Here is a 16,150-nt window from a genome sequence, read left to right as displayed (position 1 = left end):
GGTGTGATGTCGCGTAGTTCCCGATCGAATGTCTACTGTCATCATCGGACGAATGGCCCCCACGACAGCTGTGAAGACCGACAGCCGGCTTGCGGCTCGGCTTGCCGCATTGGCTTCTTTGGGTGCCTCGATTATCCACTTCGCCGTTGTGCCCAATCACTGGCAGGAGTGGATGCCGGCTGGGGTGTTTTTCGTAGCGCTCGCGCTCGTCCAATTGATCTGGGCGTGGGTTGTGCTGGCCCGAACCACACCCCCCGTGCTCGCCGTCGGCATCATGCTCAACGTCGGAGCAATCGCCCTTTGGGCACTCTCCAGAACCGCAGGAGCCCCGTTCGGGCCGCACGCCGGACAAGCCGAAGTGGTTCAAGCCGCGGACCTTTGCGCGCTGCTGCTCCAGATCTATGTCGTGATGGGCGCCGGTTGGGTGTGGTACCGCGGTCTCCAAGGAGAGCCGGTTCCAGTCTTCGCCAGTGCAGTGGTCCTCTTGGGCGCGGTCGGTGTCGTATCGTTGGCGTCCACAGTGGGCGTCGCGTCCGGGCTTCAGCACGGGCATCACGCGCCGGCAGGCGCAGCGGACAGTCACCATGGGACGTCCGCCGACGAGGCAGATGCCGATCATCACGGTACGAGAGGCGCTCCCGCGGAGGGCGACCCCCATGGGACGAACGTCGAGCATGCGGACGGCCACGGCGATGGTCATGCGGAGCCGGTAACCCCGCCGCCGGCACCGTCCGCGACGCCTCTCGATGACGGCCACGCCGACCACGATCACGGCGAGTGACAACTGGATAGGCGCCGTTTTCCAAGCGTCACGCAGTCCTAGCGATTCAGAACGGCGCGGGTGCTGGCCTCCGGACTCAGGTCGAGGCGGCGCAACAGTTGTGCGTTCAGCGCCACGACGATCGTCGACAGAGACATCAAGATCGCTCCGACTGACATCGGCAGCACAAACCCGATCGGTGCGAGCACACCGGCAGCCAGAGGCACTGCGATGAGGTTGTAACCGGCGCCCCACCAGAGGTTTTGCTGCATCTTTCGGTAGCTGGCACGGGACAGCTCGATCACCGACAGCACAGAGCGCGGGTCGGAACTGGCCAGGATGACACCGGCAGAGGCGATGGCGACGTCGGTGCCGGCGCCGATCGCGATGCCAACGTCGGCCTGTGCCAACGCGGGGGCATCGTTGACACCATCCCCGACCATGGCGACCTTCTTGCCCTCGCGCTGCAGGGCAGAGACCTTCGACGCCTTGTCCTCCGGTCGCACGCCGGCGAAAATCCGGTCGATGCCGAGTTTGCTGCCCACCGCCTGGGCGACCGCCTCGGCGTCACCGGTGATCATGACCACTTCGACTCCGAGCTTGTGCAACGCATCAATCGCTTCGTGCGATTCAGGGCGGATCTCGTCGGCCAATCGCAGACCGCCGAGCACAGCTCCGTCGCGTACGACGTGCAGGATGATCGCACCCTCCTCGCGCCACACGGTGGCGGCGTTGACTTCCTGTCCGCCGATCTCGTCGAGCAGGCGAGGGCCACCCACCCGGATCTCGTGCCCCTCGACCGTGGCGGTGACACCTACCGCCGGAGACGACGAGAAGCCGCTGCCGCGCGGCACGCTGAGCCCGCGCTCGTCGGCGGCTTTCACGATGGCTCGTGCCAGGGGGTGTTCGCTGTCGGCCTCGGCGGCGGCCGCAAGCGCGAGCACGGTGTCGTCGTCCAGGTTGTCGCGGGACTCGATCGCGGTCACGGTCGGTTCGCCCTTGGTCAGGGTGCCGGTTTTGTCGAAGAGCACCGCATCGACGGTGCGCATTCCTTCCAGGGCGAGGCGGTCCTTGATCAGCACGCCGCCCCGCGCGGCGCGTTCGGTGGCGATCGACACGACCAGTGGAATCGCCAATCCCAACGCATGGGGGCACGCGATGACGAGCACGGTGATGGCCCGGATGACGGAGGCGTCGGGGTCTCCGACGATCGACCACGCCACGGCGGTGATGGCGGCGGTGACCAAGGCGAACCAGAACAACCAGCCGGCTGCTCTATCGGCGAGGCGCTGGGCTCGCGAGGACGAGTTCTGCGCTTCGGTGACCAGGCGCTGGATTCCCGCCAAGGCGGTGTCATCACCGGTGGCGGTGATTTCGACCCGCAACCCGGAATCGGTGGCGACCGTTCCGGCTGTCACCGCTTCTCCGATGCTGCGGGCCACCGGCCGCGATTCACCGGTCACCATCGACTCGTCCATGTCCGCTCGTCCGTCGACGATCCTGCCGTCGGCGGGGACACTGCCGCCGGGTCGCACGACCACCAGATCTCCGACCTGCAGGTCGGTAGGTGAGACGGTGATGGTGCGCTCACCGTCGACCTTCTCGGCCTCGTCGGGAAGCAGGGCGGCCAGGGAGTCGAGTGCGGAGGTGGTCTGAGCCAGGGAGCGCATCTCGACCCAGTGGCCGAGCAACATGATGACGATCAGCAGCGCCAGTTCCCACCAGAACTCAAGTTCGTGGTGGAGGACACCCAGGCTCGCGCCCCAGGAGGCGAAGAAGGCGACGGTGATCGCCAGCCCGATGAGCAGCATCATTCCCGGTTTGCGGGAACGGATCTCGCTGACGGCGCCGGTGAGGAAGGGTCGACCACCCACGACATACATGACCGTGCCCAGCAGGGGCGCGATCCATCGGACGCCGGGGACGTCGGGTACTTCGTAGCCGAGCAGCATTGCGAACATGGCCGAGAATGCGATGACCGGGATGGCGAGGATCAGGTTGATCCAGAACAACTTCCGGAACTGAGCCACATGATCGGCGCCGTGGCCGGCATGACCCCCGTGGTCAGAATGATTGTCGTGGCGGACCTTGGTTTCGTTGACGACGTGCTCGTCGTGGTCAGTCATGTCGGGCTCTCCTTGGGGAGTCTCGCGTATCGGTTTCGCGCGGGTGTGCTGGCGAGGATCCGACGCGGCCGCGCCGGTGCGGGTCATGACCGCACGAGTCGGGCGATGGCTTCGGATGCTTCGGTGAGTTTGGCGTCGGCGGTCGGCCCCCCGGCGGCAGCAGCGTCCCGAACGCAGTGTCGGAGATGGTCGTCGAGCAGCGCCAGCGAGACGCTCTGCAGAGCTTTGGTCAGTGCGTCGGCTTGGGTGAGGATGTCGATGCAGTAGCGGTCCTGCTCGATCATCCGGCTGATGCCGCGGGCTTGGCCCTCGATACGTTTCAAGCGTTTGAGGTATTTGTCCTTATCGGTGATGTAGCCGTGGTTAACCGAACCGGGTGCCGGGTAGTGGTCACCGTTGTCCACGTGAGTCATCGCAACTCCTTCGGTCTGTGGGTCGAGGGCGCCGGGGTCCGACGGGTCAGTCACGCCGCGCTGGCGAACTTGTCGGGGTCACGGTCGAACCGTGGTCCACATCCTTTGCAGCAGAACCAGTACCGTCGACCGCGGTAGTCTCGGAACAGGCCCGCGGCTTCAGCGGCTGTCCTGTTCACCGGCGTTCCGGGCATTACCGGGCAGGTCGTCTCGTCCGTTACGGGGTCGAGGAGGTTCGTGATCCCCGGCTTGATGACCGTCGTGTCGAGGTCTTCTGTTGAGCCGCTGCAGCAGCAGCTCGACGTCGGGTTCTTGTTGTCGGACATGGGTTCTCCTTGGTGCAGTAGAGATTGGATGCGGCAGGGGTTTAGTGCGCAGGGGCAGAAGATGTGGATGTGAAGCCACGCAATCGGAGGCTGTTGCCCACGACGAAGACACTGGAGAACGCCATGGCCGCCCCGGCGAGCATCGGGTTGAGCAGGCCTAGTGCCGCGACCGGTATCGCTGCGACGTTGTAGGCGAACGCCCAGAACAGGTTCGTCTTGATCGTCGACAGTGTTCTGCGGGACAACCGGATCGCATCGACGGCGCTACGCAGGTCACCGCGCACCAGGGTGATGTCGGAGGCCTCGATAGCGACGTCGGTGCCGGTGCCCATGGCCAGACCGAGGTCTGCTTGGGCGAGGGCAGGCGCGTCGTTGACTCCGTCGCCGATCATGGCGACCGTTCTGCCCTCCGATTGCAGCCGGGCGATGACGTCGACTTTGTCCTTGGGCATGACCTCGGCGATCACCGTGTCGATGCCCACTTCGGCGGCGATCTGTCGGGCCACGACTTCGTTGTCTCCGGTGAGCAGCACGGGCGTGAGGCCGAGGTCGCGCATCTGCGAAATTGCCTGCGCACTGGTCGGTTTCACGGTATCAGCGACGACGAGTACGCCGCGAGCCTGGCCGTCCCACCCGACCGCGACCACCGTCTTGCCCTGCGCTTCGGCTGCTTCTTTCGCCTGCACCAATTCTGGGCTCAGGTGTTGGGCCCAGTCGGCGAGAAGTGATTCGCGTCCCACGACGACGGCGTGGCCGTCGACGACGCCCTGGACGCCTTTACCTTCGACATTCGCGAAGTCCTCAGGGGTGGGAAGGGTTTGGACTTCCTCGGTGGCCGCGGTGGCGATGGCTTGGGCGATGGGGTGCTCGGAAGCGTTCTCCAGGGCGCCGGCCAGACGAAGCAGCTCAGCACGTTCAGTTCCCGGCGCCGCGATGACGTCGATCAGGGCCATCTTGCCGGTGGTGACAGTGCCGGTCTTGTCCAGCACCACGGTGTCGACCTTGCGGGTCGATTCCAGCACCTCGGGGCCCTTGATCAACACGCCCATCTGTGCGCCGCGACCGGTGCCCACCAGAAGTGCCGTGGGCGTGGCCAACCCGAGGGCGCAGGGGCAGGCGATGACGAGGACCGCGACCGCTGCGGTGAACGCGGCGGTGACTGAGAACCCCGCGCCCAACCAGGCACCGAGGGTGATCACCGCGATCGCGATGACGACCGGCACGAAGACACCGGAGACCCGATCGGCCAGTCGCTGGACCTGCGCCTTGCCCGTTTGAGCGTTCTCCACCAGCTGCGCCATCTGCGCCAACTGGGTGTCGGAACCGACGCGGGTGGCGCGCACCACCAGCCGCCCGCCGGCGTTGACGGTTGCACCGACCACGGTGCCACCTGGACGGACCTCCACGGGGACCGATTCGCCGGTCAGCATCGAGGCATCGACCGCCGATGTCCCCGTCACCACCATCCCGTCGGTGGCGATCTTCTCCCCTGGGCGCACGACGAACTCGTCGCCCACCACCAGCTCCTCGATCGCGATCTTCGATTCCACCCCGTCGCGCAGCAGGGACACCTCCTTGGCGCCCATCTCCAGTAGGGCGCGCAGCGCCGCACCGACCTGCCGTTTTGACCGTTTCTCGAAGTAGCGGCCCGCAAGGATGAATGTTGTTACACCCGCGGCGACTTCGAGGTAGATGTTGGCGGCGCCGTGAGACGGTGCGAGCGTCAGTTCGAACGGATGCTTCATTCCTGGGGTGCCGGCGGTCCCGAAGAACAGCGCATACAGCGACCACAGGAAGGCCGACAAGGTCCCCAGGGAGATGAGCGTGTCCATCGTCGCCGTGGCGTGGCGCAGGTTGGCCCAGGCGGCGCGGTGAAACGGCCACGCCGCCCAGACGATCACCGGCGCAGCCAGCACCAGCGACGCCCACTGCCAGTAGGTGAACTGCAGCGTGGGGATCATCGCCATCGCGATGACCGGCACCGACAACAGCACCGAACCGGTCAGCCGGTGGCGCAGCGACACCATGTCGGGGTCGTCGGTTTCGCCTGTCTCCCCAGGCGGGGCAGGCCTTTCCGGTGTGGGTAGCGCGGCGCTGTATCCGGCGTTTTCCACCTCGGCGAGCAGTTGCGCGGGATCGTATCCGTCAGGCACCGTGACCGTGGCCTTCTCGGTCGCGTAATTGACCGTCGCGGCCACGCCGTCGAGCTTGTTGAGTTTGCGCTCGATGCGGTTGGCACAGGAGGCGCAGGTCATTCCCCCGATGCGTAGCTCGATGCTCGGGCCGGACACGGGTGTCGTTATCGTCATGTGTGCCAGTGCCTTTCAGTTTCTCTGAGGCGGAGGGAGGGTCGTCAGTGCCCGCCGGCATGGCCGGCGCCGCGCGATGGTTCTGGCGCCGGTCGATTGGTCTCGCCGCGTGCGGAGTCGACGACGAAGGTGGCGGTGTGCACGGTGTCGTCGACTCTGAAGTCGAGGTAGAGGAGGTAGCGACCGGCGGTGGGTGCGGTCGCCGCGAATGACACCGCAGGCCCACCGGTGCGGTCCCCCACCGGCTCAGCGCCCTCGGGGTGCACATGCAGATACGCCAGGTCACCTTCGCGCAGGGCGACGAGGTGTCCGTATGCCCCCAGGTAGGGCTGCAGTGTCGTCACCGGCTCGCCGCTACGGGTGATCGTCACTGTGACCGGCTTCGAGACGCCCGAGGTGAGCGGACCGTCGAGTTCAACGGTGTACCCGGCAATCTCGTCCGAGCTGCGCGTGATCAGTGGGGGCGACGGGGCCAACTCGCCGGCCACGTCGACCGTGCGGGTGAGTGTGAGTTTGGTGCTGCCGGCCTGGGCGGGCTGGAAATCCGCGAACACCCGGTAGGTGCCGGCGGCCTTCCACATCCAGGGCATCGACCATATGCCGGTTGTTTCATCCAGGACCGGGTGTACGTGCGCGAAGTGCTGACCATCGGAGCGGACGATGATGAGATGCAGCTGCTTGTCGTGCACCGTTGCGTAGTCCAGCAGAGGCGTGCCGCTGGGACCAGCAATGGTGAAGCTCAACGAGGCTCGATCGTTGGGGGTACCGGGTGCCCGTACCGCGCTGAGCGCGTATCCGTCTTGGGCGAGCGACAACCCCGGCGGATCAGCGGACAGCGGTGATACCGGCAACGCCTGCTCGGTCGGCATGCTCTGGCCAGCGGCGGGCTCAGCGCCGACCTGCCGAGTAGCCGTCACCGCGGCGTCGGGGACGACCGCCGCGGCAGTCGCGTACGCAGCCGTGAACGCCACTGCCAGTCCCGCACCGAAAGCGGCCAACCGTCCCGCGGCGTTCATGCGACCCGCACCGCGGAATAGCCGGCCTCGTCGACCGCATGCAGGATCTGGGCGTCATCGACGGGACCGTTGGGGGTCACGATCAGAGTGCCCGTTGTGGCGCTGACCTCGACGTCTTGAACCCCGGCGACCTCGCTGACTTCTTCGCGCACCGACAGCTCGCAGTGCCCGCAGGTCATTCCTGTGACGGCGTACGTGATCGTGCTCATGACCGATCTCCCATTCGAATCGGGTATATACCCCTACTGGGTATACCTATGTGAATGTATACCCCTGGGGGGTATCATGCAAGGGCACGTTCTCCAGGCTCCGTGCTGATGCCGCGTCGACGCTGGTCGCACTTACTGCGACGACTCGATTCGAGTCCACCCGGCTCGGCAGTGCAGCGTCGCTCGACCCGGCGGCCCCCGTCCTCGCCGCGGTCCACGGCACCGTCAGCCGGCTCAACCACTTTCAGCTGGGGCGAAGAGACGGACGCGCCCCGGAATTTCGCGGTTGCGCTAACCCGAGGAGCCAGCTCGTAGAGCCAGCTTTATCGAATCTTCATCGAAGGACTAAGAAAGCCAAAGCACGCATGGGCAAACTCGAAGGCATACCCGTGAACGGTGCACCGTCGCCCGCGACCGGCCCTCGCGACGCACCAGGCGGTGCCCAGCCCGCTAGCCGATGACGACAACCCGATACGGAGAGCCCCACTCATGCCGCAGACCAGCCGCCCACCGCTGATTCGAGCGACGACGCACTGGCTGCGGACCGCCGTCCTCGCGGTGGCGGTGCTGCTGATCGCGGCCGCCTGCACCTCGTCGCCGGGAGCGACGCCCACGCCCGACGTCATCACCGACAAGGGCACCCCGTTCGCCGACCTACTGGTGCCCAAACTGCAGGCGTCGGTCACCGACGGCGCGATCGGTGTCGCCGTGGACTCCCCCGTCACCGTGTCCGCGAGCGACGGCGTTCTAGGCCAAGTGTCGCTGACCAACGAGGCGGGCAAACTCGTCGACGGACAACTCAGCCCCGACGGCGTGTCCTGGTCCTCCGCGGAGCCGCTGGGCTACAACAAGCAATACACCCTGCAAGCCGAGGCACTTGGACTCGGCGGCGCGACCAACACGACAGCCACCTTCGAAACCCATTCCCCCGACAGCCTGACGATGCCCTACGTCCTGCCCAACGACGGCGAAACGGTGGGCGTGGGTCAACCCATTGCGATTCGCTTTGACGAGAACATCACGAACCGGGTCGCAGCGCAGCAGGCGATCACGGTGACCACTAACCCCCGGGCCGAGGGCGCCTTCTACTGGCTCAGCAATCGTGAAGTCCGCTGGCGCCCAGCCGAATATTGGGAGCCCGGCACGAACGTTGAGGTGTCGGTGAAGGCCTACGGTGTCGACTTCGGCGACGGGCTCTTCGGCCAGGATGACGTCACCACGCGCTTCACAATCGGCGACCAGATCATCGCCACCGCCGATGACGCCACCAAAACGATGACCGTGCGGCGCAACGGAGAAGTCGTCAAGACCATGCCCATCTCCATGGGCAAAGCCAAAACGCCCACCGACAACGGCACCTACCTCATCGGCGACCGCTACTCATTCCTGGTGATGGATTCGTCGACCTACGGGGTGCCCGTCAACTCTCCCGACGGGTACCGCACCGAAGTCGAGTGGGCCACGCAAATGTCCTACAGCGGCATCTATGTGCACTCTGCCCCATGGTCGGTGGGCAGCCAAGGCATCGCCAACGTCAGCCACGGATGCCTCAACGTCAATCCAGCCAATGCACGCTGGTTCTACGACAACACCAGACGCGGCGACATAGTGGAAGTCATCAACACCACCGGCGCCACCCTGTCAGGAACCGACGGCCTCGGCGACTGGAACATCCCCTGGGAGCAATGGAAGGCTGGAAACGCCAACCTCTAAGCAGCACAAGTGCTCGACACCTGAGCCGACATGCCATCGGTGCCCGGCATCAGTGAATCCCCGTTCTCTGAAGCGCAATAGGTCAGCGGTTGACGCCGCCGCGGCACGGGCAGCTGGCATCGCTGGAGCCCATAGACTCCCCGATCAACCGTCGCGGCGCTACGCCGACGAGGCGTAATGTGACCGCCCCTCGGCAGACTTGTTGCCGCTTAACGACGGCCCACAGAACTCTTCTCCGACATACGCGCGTGCGCACCAATCCGCGCACCATTTACGCGCGTGTTCCATGCCGCAGAACGGTCCTGTCCAGCGCCTTCCCGTATTCAATGTGAATGGGCGCAGCGAATTTCACCGTTGTAATTATGTGGCTACTGTTACTGATGGGGCTTTTGTGAGTTAGGCTTTTCTACGTAGGAGCTACGTATTTGATTGCTGCGCCGTACGTATGCGTTCAGCCCCGCTATCGGTGCACGAAGTAGGACACCGCGCGGCGCACCGAGGAGAAGACATGGAATCAGACGTCCGGAGCAGGAGTGCGGCAATTGCCGGCGCTGACCGGTCTGATCCGGCGATGCGCGTTGCGAGACGCGTTCGGCGGCTCCCCGGTGTCGTCAGCATCGTCGTGCTGCTCTTCGTCGCGTGTGCACCGGTCGCGTCGGCCCAACCTGCCGCCGGTCCGTGGGACCCACTGCTTCCCAAGGTGGCGAGCGCAGGCGCTCCCGGTGATCCGGTTGCCATCGCGAACGCCTCTCTTCAGGCCACGGCCGTGGCGACGCAGACGGCCATGAGTATGGGTCGCAACTTTCTCAGCAGCCTGGGAATTGTCAGTCCGGCCGCGAATCCGTCGACCAGTGTGCGCGGAAACCGGGTCAATGGCGCCCAAGCAATCGAGTACGTGATCCGCAGGGCGGGAACACAAATCGGTGTTCCCTACTCCTGGGGTGGCGGAAGCCTCACCGGTCCCAGCCGCGGCGTCGACCAAGGAGCAGGCACCGTGGGCTTTGACTGTTCAGGCCTGACACGATTCGCGTTCGCCGGCGTCGGCGTTCTGCTCCCGCGATGGTCCGGTGACCAGTACAACGCCGGCCGAAAGGTGCCGCCCTCCCAAGCGAAGCGAGGCGATTTGCTTTTCTGGGGGCCGGGCGGGAGTCAGCACGAAGCTATCTATCTGGGCGGCGGACAGATGCTGGAGGCACAGCGGACCGGCGTTCCGATCAAAATCTCCCCGGTGCGGCAGTCAGGGATGACGCCTTACGTCGTTCGCATCATCGAAAGCTGACTGCTCGCTGAGAGAACAAGCGCGCGCCCACGTTCACCTCAGTGCTAGATGGCACCTAGTGGTGGCAGAGCATCTGTATGAACGCCGGAGTGGTGATCATGGCGGCGATGGCGGTAACCAGGAGAGCGCGGTGACGCCACCGCACGTGCCGACGCGTCGGAGTGACCAGTCGCTCGGCGCGGATAAGGACCGCCGTTGCCGCCGCGGCCAGACCTTCGGCCACGGGAGGTCGGTGACCGGCCAGCGCAAGCAACCCCGAGAGTAAAGGACGAGTGCCGACGCGACGAGCGGCGGTGTCGTCGGCGCACATCTCCAGCAGTTCCGCCACAGCCTGGTGAGCGGAGGCGAACAAGGGTAGATGGGGAAGGGTGGCGGCGAGGGCACGCAGCACCATGAGAATGTGATGATGATGCCCTGAAAGGTGCGCATCCTCGTGCGCGAGAACCGCTTTCAGTTCCGATCGGTTCAACGATTTCACTGCCGCCGAGGTCACGACGATCGCATGGGGACGCCCGATGACACAGTACGCGGCGGGAAGGTCGGCCTCGACGACGACGACGCGGGGATGGTCGGTAGGCCGACCGACGATGCGCGCCGCATGAGCGTGCTCGTGACTTCGAGTACGCAGTCTGGCCAGGCAGCGTCCGAGTCGCAGCGCTACGACCGCCGAAGTCAGTAGCCCCCCACCGATGAGTGCAATAGACCCGAGGCGTCCAGCCAGCGGCGTGTGATCGGAGAACCCGAACAGTTCCAGACAGAGGGTCACCACCGAGCCGTCGAGGATGCTGTCCGACGTCGCGTTAACCGCCAGCAGAACTGCCGCCAGCCACGACGCAAGCACTGCGGCCACCGTGGCCAGCCAGGCGGCCACACCCATGGTCGGGCTCACTCCGCCACCAGTAAGGCGCCGCAGTACCGGTGGAGCTAGCCACGCCAACACCACGCCGTAGAGCACCAGCCACAGAGCCGACGTCATGGTCGCCGCCCCTTACGCAGCGCCGCCTTGAGTTGCGCCGACTGCTCAGTACTCATCTGCTCGACAAAAAATGCCAGCACGGTGTTGGTGTCGCCGCCGGCGTCGAATGCAGCTTTCATCAGCCGCGCTGACCGCTCCTCACGACTCATCGCCGCCCGGTACACATATGCCTTGCCGTTTCGCTGCCGTTTGAGCCACCGCTTGCGATACAGGTTGTCCATGGTCGACATCACCGTGGTGTACGCGATAGGTCGCTGTTGTGACAGGTCCTCGAACACGTCACGCACTGTGACAGGCTCCTGGTGATCCCACACCCAGTCCATGACCACCGCTTCGAGATCGCCGAATCCTCGCTGTTCCATCCGCCGCAACTCCTGCCCGCTCTGACGAGGTAGCCGATTCGCACAGCGCGGCACCCTGCAGCCTCCCAATGTAGCGGCCAACAGCCCAGACGCCGGGGACCTGACCAGGTGTTGCCGAGTTCAGACTGGGACAGGCGTTTCTCCTTATTTCGCAGAGATGTACGTTCCAACGCAGTACTAACTAAGTACGTACTTACCGCGGTGTAGGCCTCTGGACATGCCACGTCGGCACACCGCCCTGCCCGACTCGCGGCCACCGGCAGCCACCCCCACTCCTGCTACCGGCCGCGCAGCAGTACCGGTTGCACCGCTGATGAGTCAGTCCGCTTCAGCGTGGCCGTGCGTAGGCTCCTCGAGTGCATCACGGCGGTCGGAACGCCGCGGCCGTGCAGATGCATCGAATACGGCCGCCGCCCCAGCGATGGCGACCACCCACAACACGACGACAGCAACACAAAGGATCAACCAGGCTTCCCAACCAAGACGGCTCAGGCAAACGTCCATCAGCCAGCCCATATCTCGCCCTCCTACGCAGACAGTGTCGACCAACCGAAGGACGCTATCGGTATGCGTCCTGTAAAGATCTCCTGAAGATCAAGCCGGGCTCCGGCTGATTGGGCCACCGCGGCCTCATCAGCGGGCACCATATTGGACATGACGCACCACCCGTTCACATCGTCTGAGCAGACGAAGGGATACCGTGCGCTGGTCGTCGACGATGAACTTCCCCTGGCCGAAGTGGTTGCCAGCTATCTGGAACGCGAGCAGTTCGAGGCCGTCGTGGCCGGCGACGGCGCCGACGCGATCGCCATCGCGCGCGACTTCGACCCTGATGTCGTCGTCCTCGACATCGGTCTGCCCGGCATCGATGGACTTGAAGTCTGCAGGCAGTTGCGCACGTTCTCCGACGCCTACGTCGTGATGCTCACCGCTCGCGACACCGAAATCGACACCGTCGTCGGCCTCACCGTCGGCGCCGATGACTACATCACCAAACCCTTCAGCCCGCGTGAGCTGGTAGCGCGCATTCGCGCCATGCTGCGTCGGCCCCGCGTACTGCAATCGGCCGTCGCAGGTGCCGAACTCGAGATCACACCACCGCGGCGATTCGGGGCGCTCAGCATCGATGTCGCCGCCCGTGAGGTACGCATCGACGACGAGCAGATCTTGTTGACCCGCACAGAGTTCGACATCCTCGAGGCCCTTTCAGGCCGTCCAGGCACTGTACTGAGCCGGCGTCAGCTTCTCGAGATCGTCCGCGACGGCCCCTGGGTCGGCAACGAACACCTCGTCGACGTGCACATCGGTCATCTGAGGCGCAAACTTCGCGACGATGCAACGCGCCCGCGCTACATCGCCACGGTGCGAGGTGTGGGATACCGGATGGGGACGGGACAGTGACCCCGCCTGCGTCAACACCCCGGCGGCGCCGACGGCCTGGCATCGGGCTGCGACTGCTGGCGGCCCAAGCCATTGTCCTGGTGGCCGGGGCCGCGACGACCGCGGTGGTGGCCGCTGTCGTCGGGCCTCCGCTGTTTCGCGAACATCTGCACCGTGCCGGGGTGCCGGTGGACTCCCCGGAGGAGGTGCACGCCGAGGAGGCCTACGGCTATGCAACGGTGATGTCGATCGGGGGCGCCCTCGCAGTATCGGCGCTGGCCGCGCTGGCAGTCAGCTTTTATGTCAGTCGACGACTCCAGCGGTCCATCACCGAAGTTGCCTCCGCAGCGACGGACGTGTCCAAAGGGAACTACGACATCCGTGTGTCGCCGCCGCGACTGGGCGACGACTTTGACGCGCTCTCCACCGCCTTCAATCAGATGGCCTCCCAGCTTCAATCGGTTGATTCGACGAGGCAGCGGCTATTCGGAGACCTGGCGCACGAGATCCGCACACCAGTCGCGGTGCTAGAGGCCTACATCGAGGCCCTCGAGGACGGAGTGCGGACCCTGACACCGCAGACAGCAGCCATGCTGCGCGACCAGACTCGCCGGCTGGTGCGATTCTCCAATGACCTCGCCGCGCTGGCCAAGGCCGAGGAAAGCGCAGTCTCCATGTCGTACGACACCATCGATATTGGCCGCTTGACGCGTCAATGTGTCGCCGCGGCGCAGGAACGCTACGACACCAGAGGAGTTGCACTCCGCGTACGCCTCCAGCAGGCACTACCGTCGTTGTGGGCCGACGAGCAACGGCTCTCCCAAGTCTTGGGCAATCTGCTGGAAAACGCGCTGCGGCACACGCCTTCCGGCGGCTTGGTCGAAATCAGCTGTGTCCGCGACGGGGACCGGTTGAGCATCGCCGTCGCCGACACCGGTGAAGGGATTGCCGCCGAGCACGTCACCCGGGTGTTCGAACGGTTCTACCGCGTAGACGCGGCCCGTGACCGCCAGCACGGCGGCGCCGGGCTAGGACTCGCCATCGCCAAGGCACTTGTTGAGGCTCACGGCGGATCAATTGCCGTAGCGAGCGCCGGACCCGGCACCGGTGCAACCTTCACCGTCGATCTGCCTGTCGCCCAACCGCGGGACGAGGCGCCGTCCATCCAGGCCGAGCCAGTGCAAACCCGACGGGTCCAACTCTGAACTGTTATTTGTCCAGCATGTCCTGCATCGTGTCGATCTCTGCTTGCTGCGAGGACACGATGTTTCCTGCCATCTCGACCGCTGCCGGGAACTGACCGTTGTCAATTTCCTGCTGGGCCATCATGATCGCGCCCTGGTGATGCTCGATCATCTGTGTCAGGAAGAGCCGGGCGGCCTCCTCGCCCTGCGCATTCTGAAGCGCAGCCATGTCGGCTTCCGACATCATGCCGTGGCCGCCGCCACTCATACCAGGCATGTCGCCCATATCGCCCATGTCGCCGCCGCCTGGCATTTGATGGCCAGGCATGTCGTGCCCAGGCATTCCGCTGCCGCCCGGCGCGGACGACATTCCCCACTCCCGGAGCCAGCCCTGCATCTGTTCGATCTCAGGCCCCTGAGCGTTCTTGATTTCCTCGGCGAGCGAGCTGACCTCGGGATCGATACCCTGCTTGCCGAGAAGCATATTGCTCATCTCGATCGCCTGCTGGTGATGAGGGATCATGCCGCGGGTGAACATCACGTCAGCGTCGTTGTGGGCAGCGTCGCCGCTGGCATCGCTGGGCGAGGCCGACGCTGCTGCCGATGTGGTGTTGGTCGATGGCGGAGAGTCCGTTGCTGTATCCGAACAGGCCCCGACAAACAGGACCGACGACGCTAGCGCCGCGAGTCCAAATCCATATCGCTTGTGCTGCATTGCACTTCCTTCCTCACGCACCTATGGGACCTCATGCGTCCACGCAGCAGCACACTCGCCGCCTCCTCAAGCCTGGCGACTCGGAGTATGGGACGGTTCGTGTTCCGGTGAAGATTTGATGAAGACACCTCGCCGATCAGACCAGTCTCATCGCAGGCCGTCCCATTGGGTCACGGGCAAGGACGCCCATCTGGAGGCGGCCTAGTACCGCCGGACGTTATGGATCGGTGCCGAGGAAATCGGCGCGACCTTCACCGGCGTCCCGTATGTCGACGCATGGACCATCATCCCGTCACCGATGTAGATTCCCGCATGAGAGACATCGGCATAGAACGTCACGATGTCACCGGGTTGGACATCTGCAACGGCCACTGGCTGCCCGCCTTGAGCAAGCGCCTGACTGGATCGCGGCAACGACTTCCCGTTCTGCAAGAACGCCCACTTGATCAATCCTGAGCAATCGAACGCATCCGGACCTGTGGCGCCCCACGAATACGGTGACCCCACCCGCGTCAGCGCGGCTTGGACAATCGCAGTCGTGCCTCCCAACGATCCGTCGGCGGCTGGGCCCGGCATGGCGACAATGCTTGGATCACTCGTCGGCGAGGGAATGCGCGGGGGCGACGGACCCGGATCGGCCAAGATCGCCTGCTGGTCTGGCGTCAAAGCCTCATAGCGGGCCTGCACGGCAGCAATCTGCTCCTCCACACGACGCTGTTTGGCCTCGAGGTCAGTTCGCACGGCCGCGGCCTCGTCAGCCGCGGCCCGCGCTTGCGCCGCCGACTTCGCGGACCGCTCCACGGCCTCGGCGGCTCGCGCACCGGCCGATCGGAAAGCGACCATCTGCGCGGTCAGCTCCGAAGCAAGCGTCTTCTGGACCGCTAACTCATCAATGAGCTCCTGTGGAGAGGTCGCCGTCAATGCGGCCTCCAACGTTCCGGAGCCCCCACCCATATAAGCGGCGGCCGCGAACGTATCGACTGCGCCCTGATACTTCGTCAAGTCGGCCGACGCTGCGTCAGCGGTGGCGCGATCAGAGGCCGCCACTTCCTCCGCAATCTGTTGCGCGGCAAGCTTCTCATCAAGGTCGATTTGTGCGGTATGAATCTGCTCCGTGGTCTGCTCAGCCAGTCGCGACAGCTCGGTCAATTCCGCGAGCGCGTCGGCCGCTGGATCAGCGCTGACGTTGGAGGCCAGAAGCGCCGCAAGAACACCGATAACCGCGATGATGGAGACAACACGCGCACCCGCAGCGCGCGATCGGGCTTCAAGCGCAAGCAAAGTCACAACAGCGGGAACCTTCGGTAGCGTGATAGTACGTAGTAGTTACGTAGGTCACGGTTAGGTTACGAGGTTGGGTGGCCACTGTCCACCCGGCTCGT

At 65.0% G+C, this 16,150-nt stretch carries 15 protein-coding genes; 5 read left to right on the top strand and 10 right to left on the bottom strand.

Going from position 1 to position 16,150, the window contains the following annotated elements:
* Positions 1-52: 52 nt before the first annotated feature.
* A complete protein-coding gene (locus ABDC78_RS01260) occupies positions 53-781 on the top strand; it encodes a hypothetical protein (protein WP_178359758.1) in 729 nt (242 codons plus the stop codon).
* A 38-nt stretch (positions 782-819) separates the two neighbouring features.
* Here the strand turns inward: ABDC78_RS01260 and ABDC78_RS01255 are convergent, their stop codons facing one another.
* The 6 genes from ABDC78_RS01255 to ABDC78_RS01230 form a co-directional block, all read right to left on the bottom strand.
* Positions 820-2,886 (bottom strand): heavy metal translocating P-type ATPase, encoded by a 2,067-nt coding sequence (locus ABDC78_RS01255; RefSeq protein WP_178359759.1) that lies wholly within the window; start codon positions 2,884-2,886, stop codon positions 820-822.
* A gap of 83 nt (positions 2,887-2,969) precedes the next feature.
* On the bottom strand, positions 2,970-3,299 hold the full coding sequence (locus ABDC78_RS01250) for a metal-sensitive transcriptional regulator (protein ID WP_178359760.1): 330 nt from the start codon (positions 3,297-3,299) through the stop codon (positions 2,970-2,972).
* 50 nt (positions 3,300-3,349) lie between these two features.
* Positions 3,350-3,625, bottom strand: coding sequence for a YHS domain-containing protein (locus ABDC78_RS01245; protein WP_178359761.1), 276 nt, complete (start codon positions 3,623-3,625; stop codon positions 3,350-3,352).
* A 41-nt stretch (positions 3,626-3,666) separates the two neighbouring features.
* The gene (locus ABDC78_RS01240; protein WP_178359762.1) at positions 3,667-5,934 is read right to left on the bottom strand and encodes a heavy metal translocating P-type ATPase; all 2,268 of its coding nucleotides are present in this window, start codon (positions 5,932-5,934) and stop codon (positions 3,667-3,669) included.
* A gap of 44 nt (positions 5,935-5,978) precedes the next feature.
* Positions 5,979-6,950, bottom strand: coding sequence for a heavy-metal-associated domain-containing protein (locus tag ABDC78_RS01235; protein ID WP_178359763.1), 972 nt, complete (start codon positions 6,948-6,950; stop codon positions 5,979-5,981).
* A complete protein-coding gene (locus tag ABDC78_RS01230; RefSeq protein ID WP_178359764.1) occupies positions 6,947-7,159 on the bottom strand; it encodes a heavy metal-associated domain-containing protein in 213 nt (70 codons plus the stop codon). The genes ABDC78_RS01235 and ABDC78_RS01230 overlap by 4 nt, the downstream gene beginning before the upstream one ends.
* Before the next feature lie 489 nt (positions 7,160-7,648).
* Between ABDC78_RS01230 and ABDC78_RS01225 the strand changes: the two genes are divergently transcribed.
* Both ABDC78_RS01225 and ripB read left to right on the top strand, forming a co-directional pair.
* Complete coding sequence (locus ABDC78_RS01225) at positions 7,649-8,872, top strand: Ig-like domain-containing protein (protein ID WP_178359765.1); 1,224 nt, start codon at positions 7,649-7,651, stop codon at positions 8,870-8,872.
* 508 nt (positions 8,873-9,380) lie between these two features.
* On the top strand, positions 9,381-10,151 hold the full coding sequence (gene ripB / locus ABDC78_RS01220; RefSeq protein WP_178359766.1) for an NlpC/P60 family peptidoglycan endopeptidase RipB: 771 nt from the start codon (positions 9,381-9,383) through the stop codon (positions 10,149-10,151).
* A 55-nt stretch (positions 10,152-10,206) separates the two neighbouring features.
* On the opposite strand, the gene ABDC78_RS01215 is transcribed toward ripB, so the two are convergent.
* Positions 10,207-11,127: a M56 family metallopeptidase gene (locus tag ABDC78_RS01215; RefSeq protein WP_178359767.1), complete on the bottom strand. Its 921-nt coding sequence runs from the start codon at positions 11,125-11,127 to the stop codon at positions 10,207-10,209.
* A complete protein-coding gene (locus ABDC78_RS01210; RefSeq protein ID WP_178359768.1) occupies positions 11,124-11,489 on the bottom strand; it encodes a BlaI/MecI/CopY family transcriptional regulator in 366 nt (121 codons plus the stop codon). Before ABDC78_RS01210 ends, ABDC78_RS01215 begins: the two co-directional genes overlap by 4 nt.
* 654 nt (positions 11,490-12,143) lie before the next feature.
* Between ABDC78_RS01210 and ABDC78_RS01205 the strand changes: the two genes are divergently transcribed.
* Together ABDC78_RS01205 and ABDC78_RS01200 are read left to right on the top strand one after the other, a co-directional pair.
* A complete protein-coding gene (locus tag ABDC78_RS01205) occupies positions 12,144-12,890 on the top strand; it encodes a response regulator transcription factor (protein ID WP_178359769.1) in 747 nt (248 codons plus the stop codon).
* Positions 12,887-14,074 carry an ATP-binding protein gene (locus ABDC78_RS01200; RefSeq protein WP_178359770.1) on the top strand — a complete coding sequence of 396 codons (1,188 nt, stop codon included), beginning with the start codon at positions 12,887-12,889 and terminating at the stop codon, positions 14,072-14,074. The genes ABDC78_RS01205 and ABDC78_RS01200 overlap by 4 nt, the downstream gene beginning before the upstream one ends.
* A 4-nt stretch (positions 14,075-14,078) precedes the next feature.
* On the opposite strand, the gene ABDC78_RS01195 is transcribed toward ABDC78_RS01200, so the two are convergent.
* A complete protein-coding gene (locus ABDC78_RS01195; protein WP_178359771.1) occupies positions 14,079-14,768 on the bottom strand; it encodes a DUF305 domain-containing protein in 690 nt (229 codons plus the stop codon).
* Positions 14,769-14,969: 201 nt separating this feature from the next.
* Positions 14,970-16,055 carry a peptidoglycan hydrolase RipC gene (gene ripC / locus ABDC78_RS01190; protein WP_178359772.1) on the bottom strand — a complete coding sequence of 362 codons (1,086 nt, stop codon included), beginning with the start codon at positions 16,053-16,055 and terminating at the stop codon, positions 14,970-14,972.
* Positions 16,056-16,150 lie beyond the last annotated feature (95 nt).

The organism is Mycobacterium sp. DL, assembly GCF_039729195.1.
Classification (GTDB): domain Bacteria; phylum Actinomycetota; class Actinomycetes; order Mycobacteriales; family Mycobacteriaceae; genus Mycobacterium; species Mycobacterium hippocampi_A.
Note: the sequence above shows the minus strand (reverse complement) of the source record. Positions and strands in the feature narration are given on the sequence as shown.

Excerpts from the sequence above, each read along its gene's own strand:
- ABDC78_RS01235 (WP_178359763.1), bottom strand. The coding sequence starts at position 6,950 with ATGAACGCCGCGGGACGGTTGGCCGCTTTCGGTGCGGGACTGGCAGTG.
- ABDC78_RS01195 (WP_178359771.1), bottom strand. The coding sequence starts at position 14,768 with ATGCAGCACAAGCGATATGGATTTGGACTCGCGGCGCTAGCGTCGTCG.
- ABDC78_RS01250 (WP_178359760.1), bottom strand. The coding sequence starts at position 3,299 with ATGACTCACGTGGACAACGGTGACCACTACCCGGCACCCGGTTCGGTT.
- ABDC78_RS01215 (WP_178359767.1), bottom strand. The coding sequence starts at position 11,127 with ATGACGTCGGCTCTGTGGCTGGTGCTCTACGGCGTGGTGTTGGCGTGG.
- ripB (WP_178359766.1), top strand. The coding sequence starts at position 9,381 with ATGGAATCAGACGTCCGGAGCAGGAGTGCGGCAATTGCCGGCGCTGAC.
- ABDC78_RS01225 (WP_178359765.1), top strand. The coding sequence starts at position 7,649 with ATGCCGCAGACCAGCCGCCCACCGCTGATTCGAGCGACGACGCACTGG.
- ABDC78_RS01260 (WP_178359758.1), top strand. The coding sequence starts at position 53 with ATGGCCCCCACGACAGCTGTGAAGACCGACAGCCGGCTTGCGGCTCGG.
- ABDC78_RS01245 (WP_178359761.1), bottom strand. The coding sequence starts at position 3,625 with ATGTCCGACAACAAGAACCCGACGTCGAGCTGCTGCTGCAGCGGCTCA.
- ABDC78_RS01230 (WP_178359764.1), bottom strand. The coding sequence starts at position 7,159 with ATGAGCACGATCACGTACGCCGTCACAGGAATGACCTGCGGGCACTGC.
- ABDC78_RS01210 (WP_178359768.1), bottom strand. The coding sequence starts at position 11,489 with ATGGAACAGCGAGGATTCGGCGATCTCGAAGCGGTGGTCATGGACTGG.
- ABDC78_RS01255 (WP_178359759.1), bottom strand. The coding sequence starts at position 2,886 with ATGACTGACCACGACGAGCACGTCGTCAACGAAACCAAGGTCCGCCAC.
- ABDC78_RS01205 (WP_178359769.1), top strand. The coding sequence starts at position 12,144 with ATGACGCACCACCCGTTCACATCGTCTGAGCAGACGAAGGGATACCGT.
- ABDC78_RS01240 (WP_178359762.1), bottom strand. The coding sequence starts at position 5,934 with ATGACGATAACGACACCCGTGTCCGGCCCGAGCATCGAGCTACGCATC.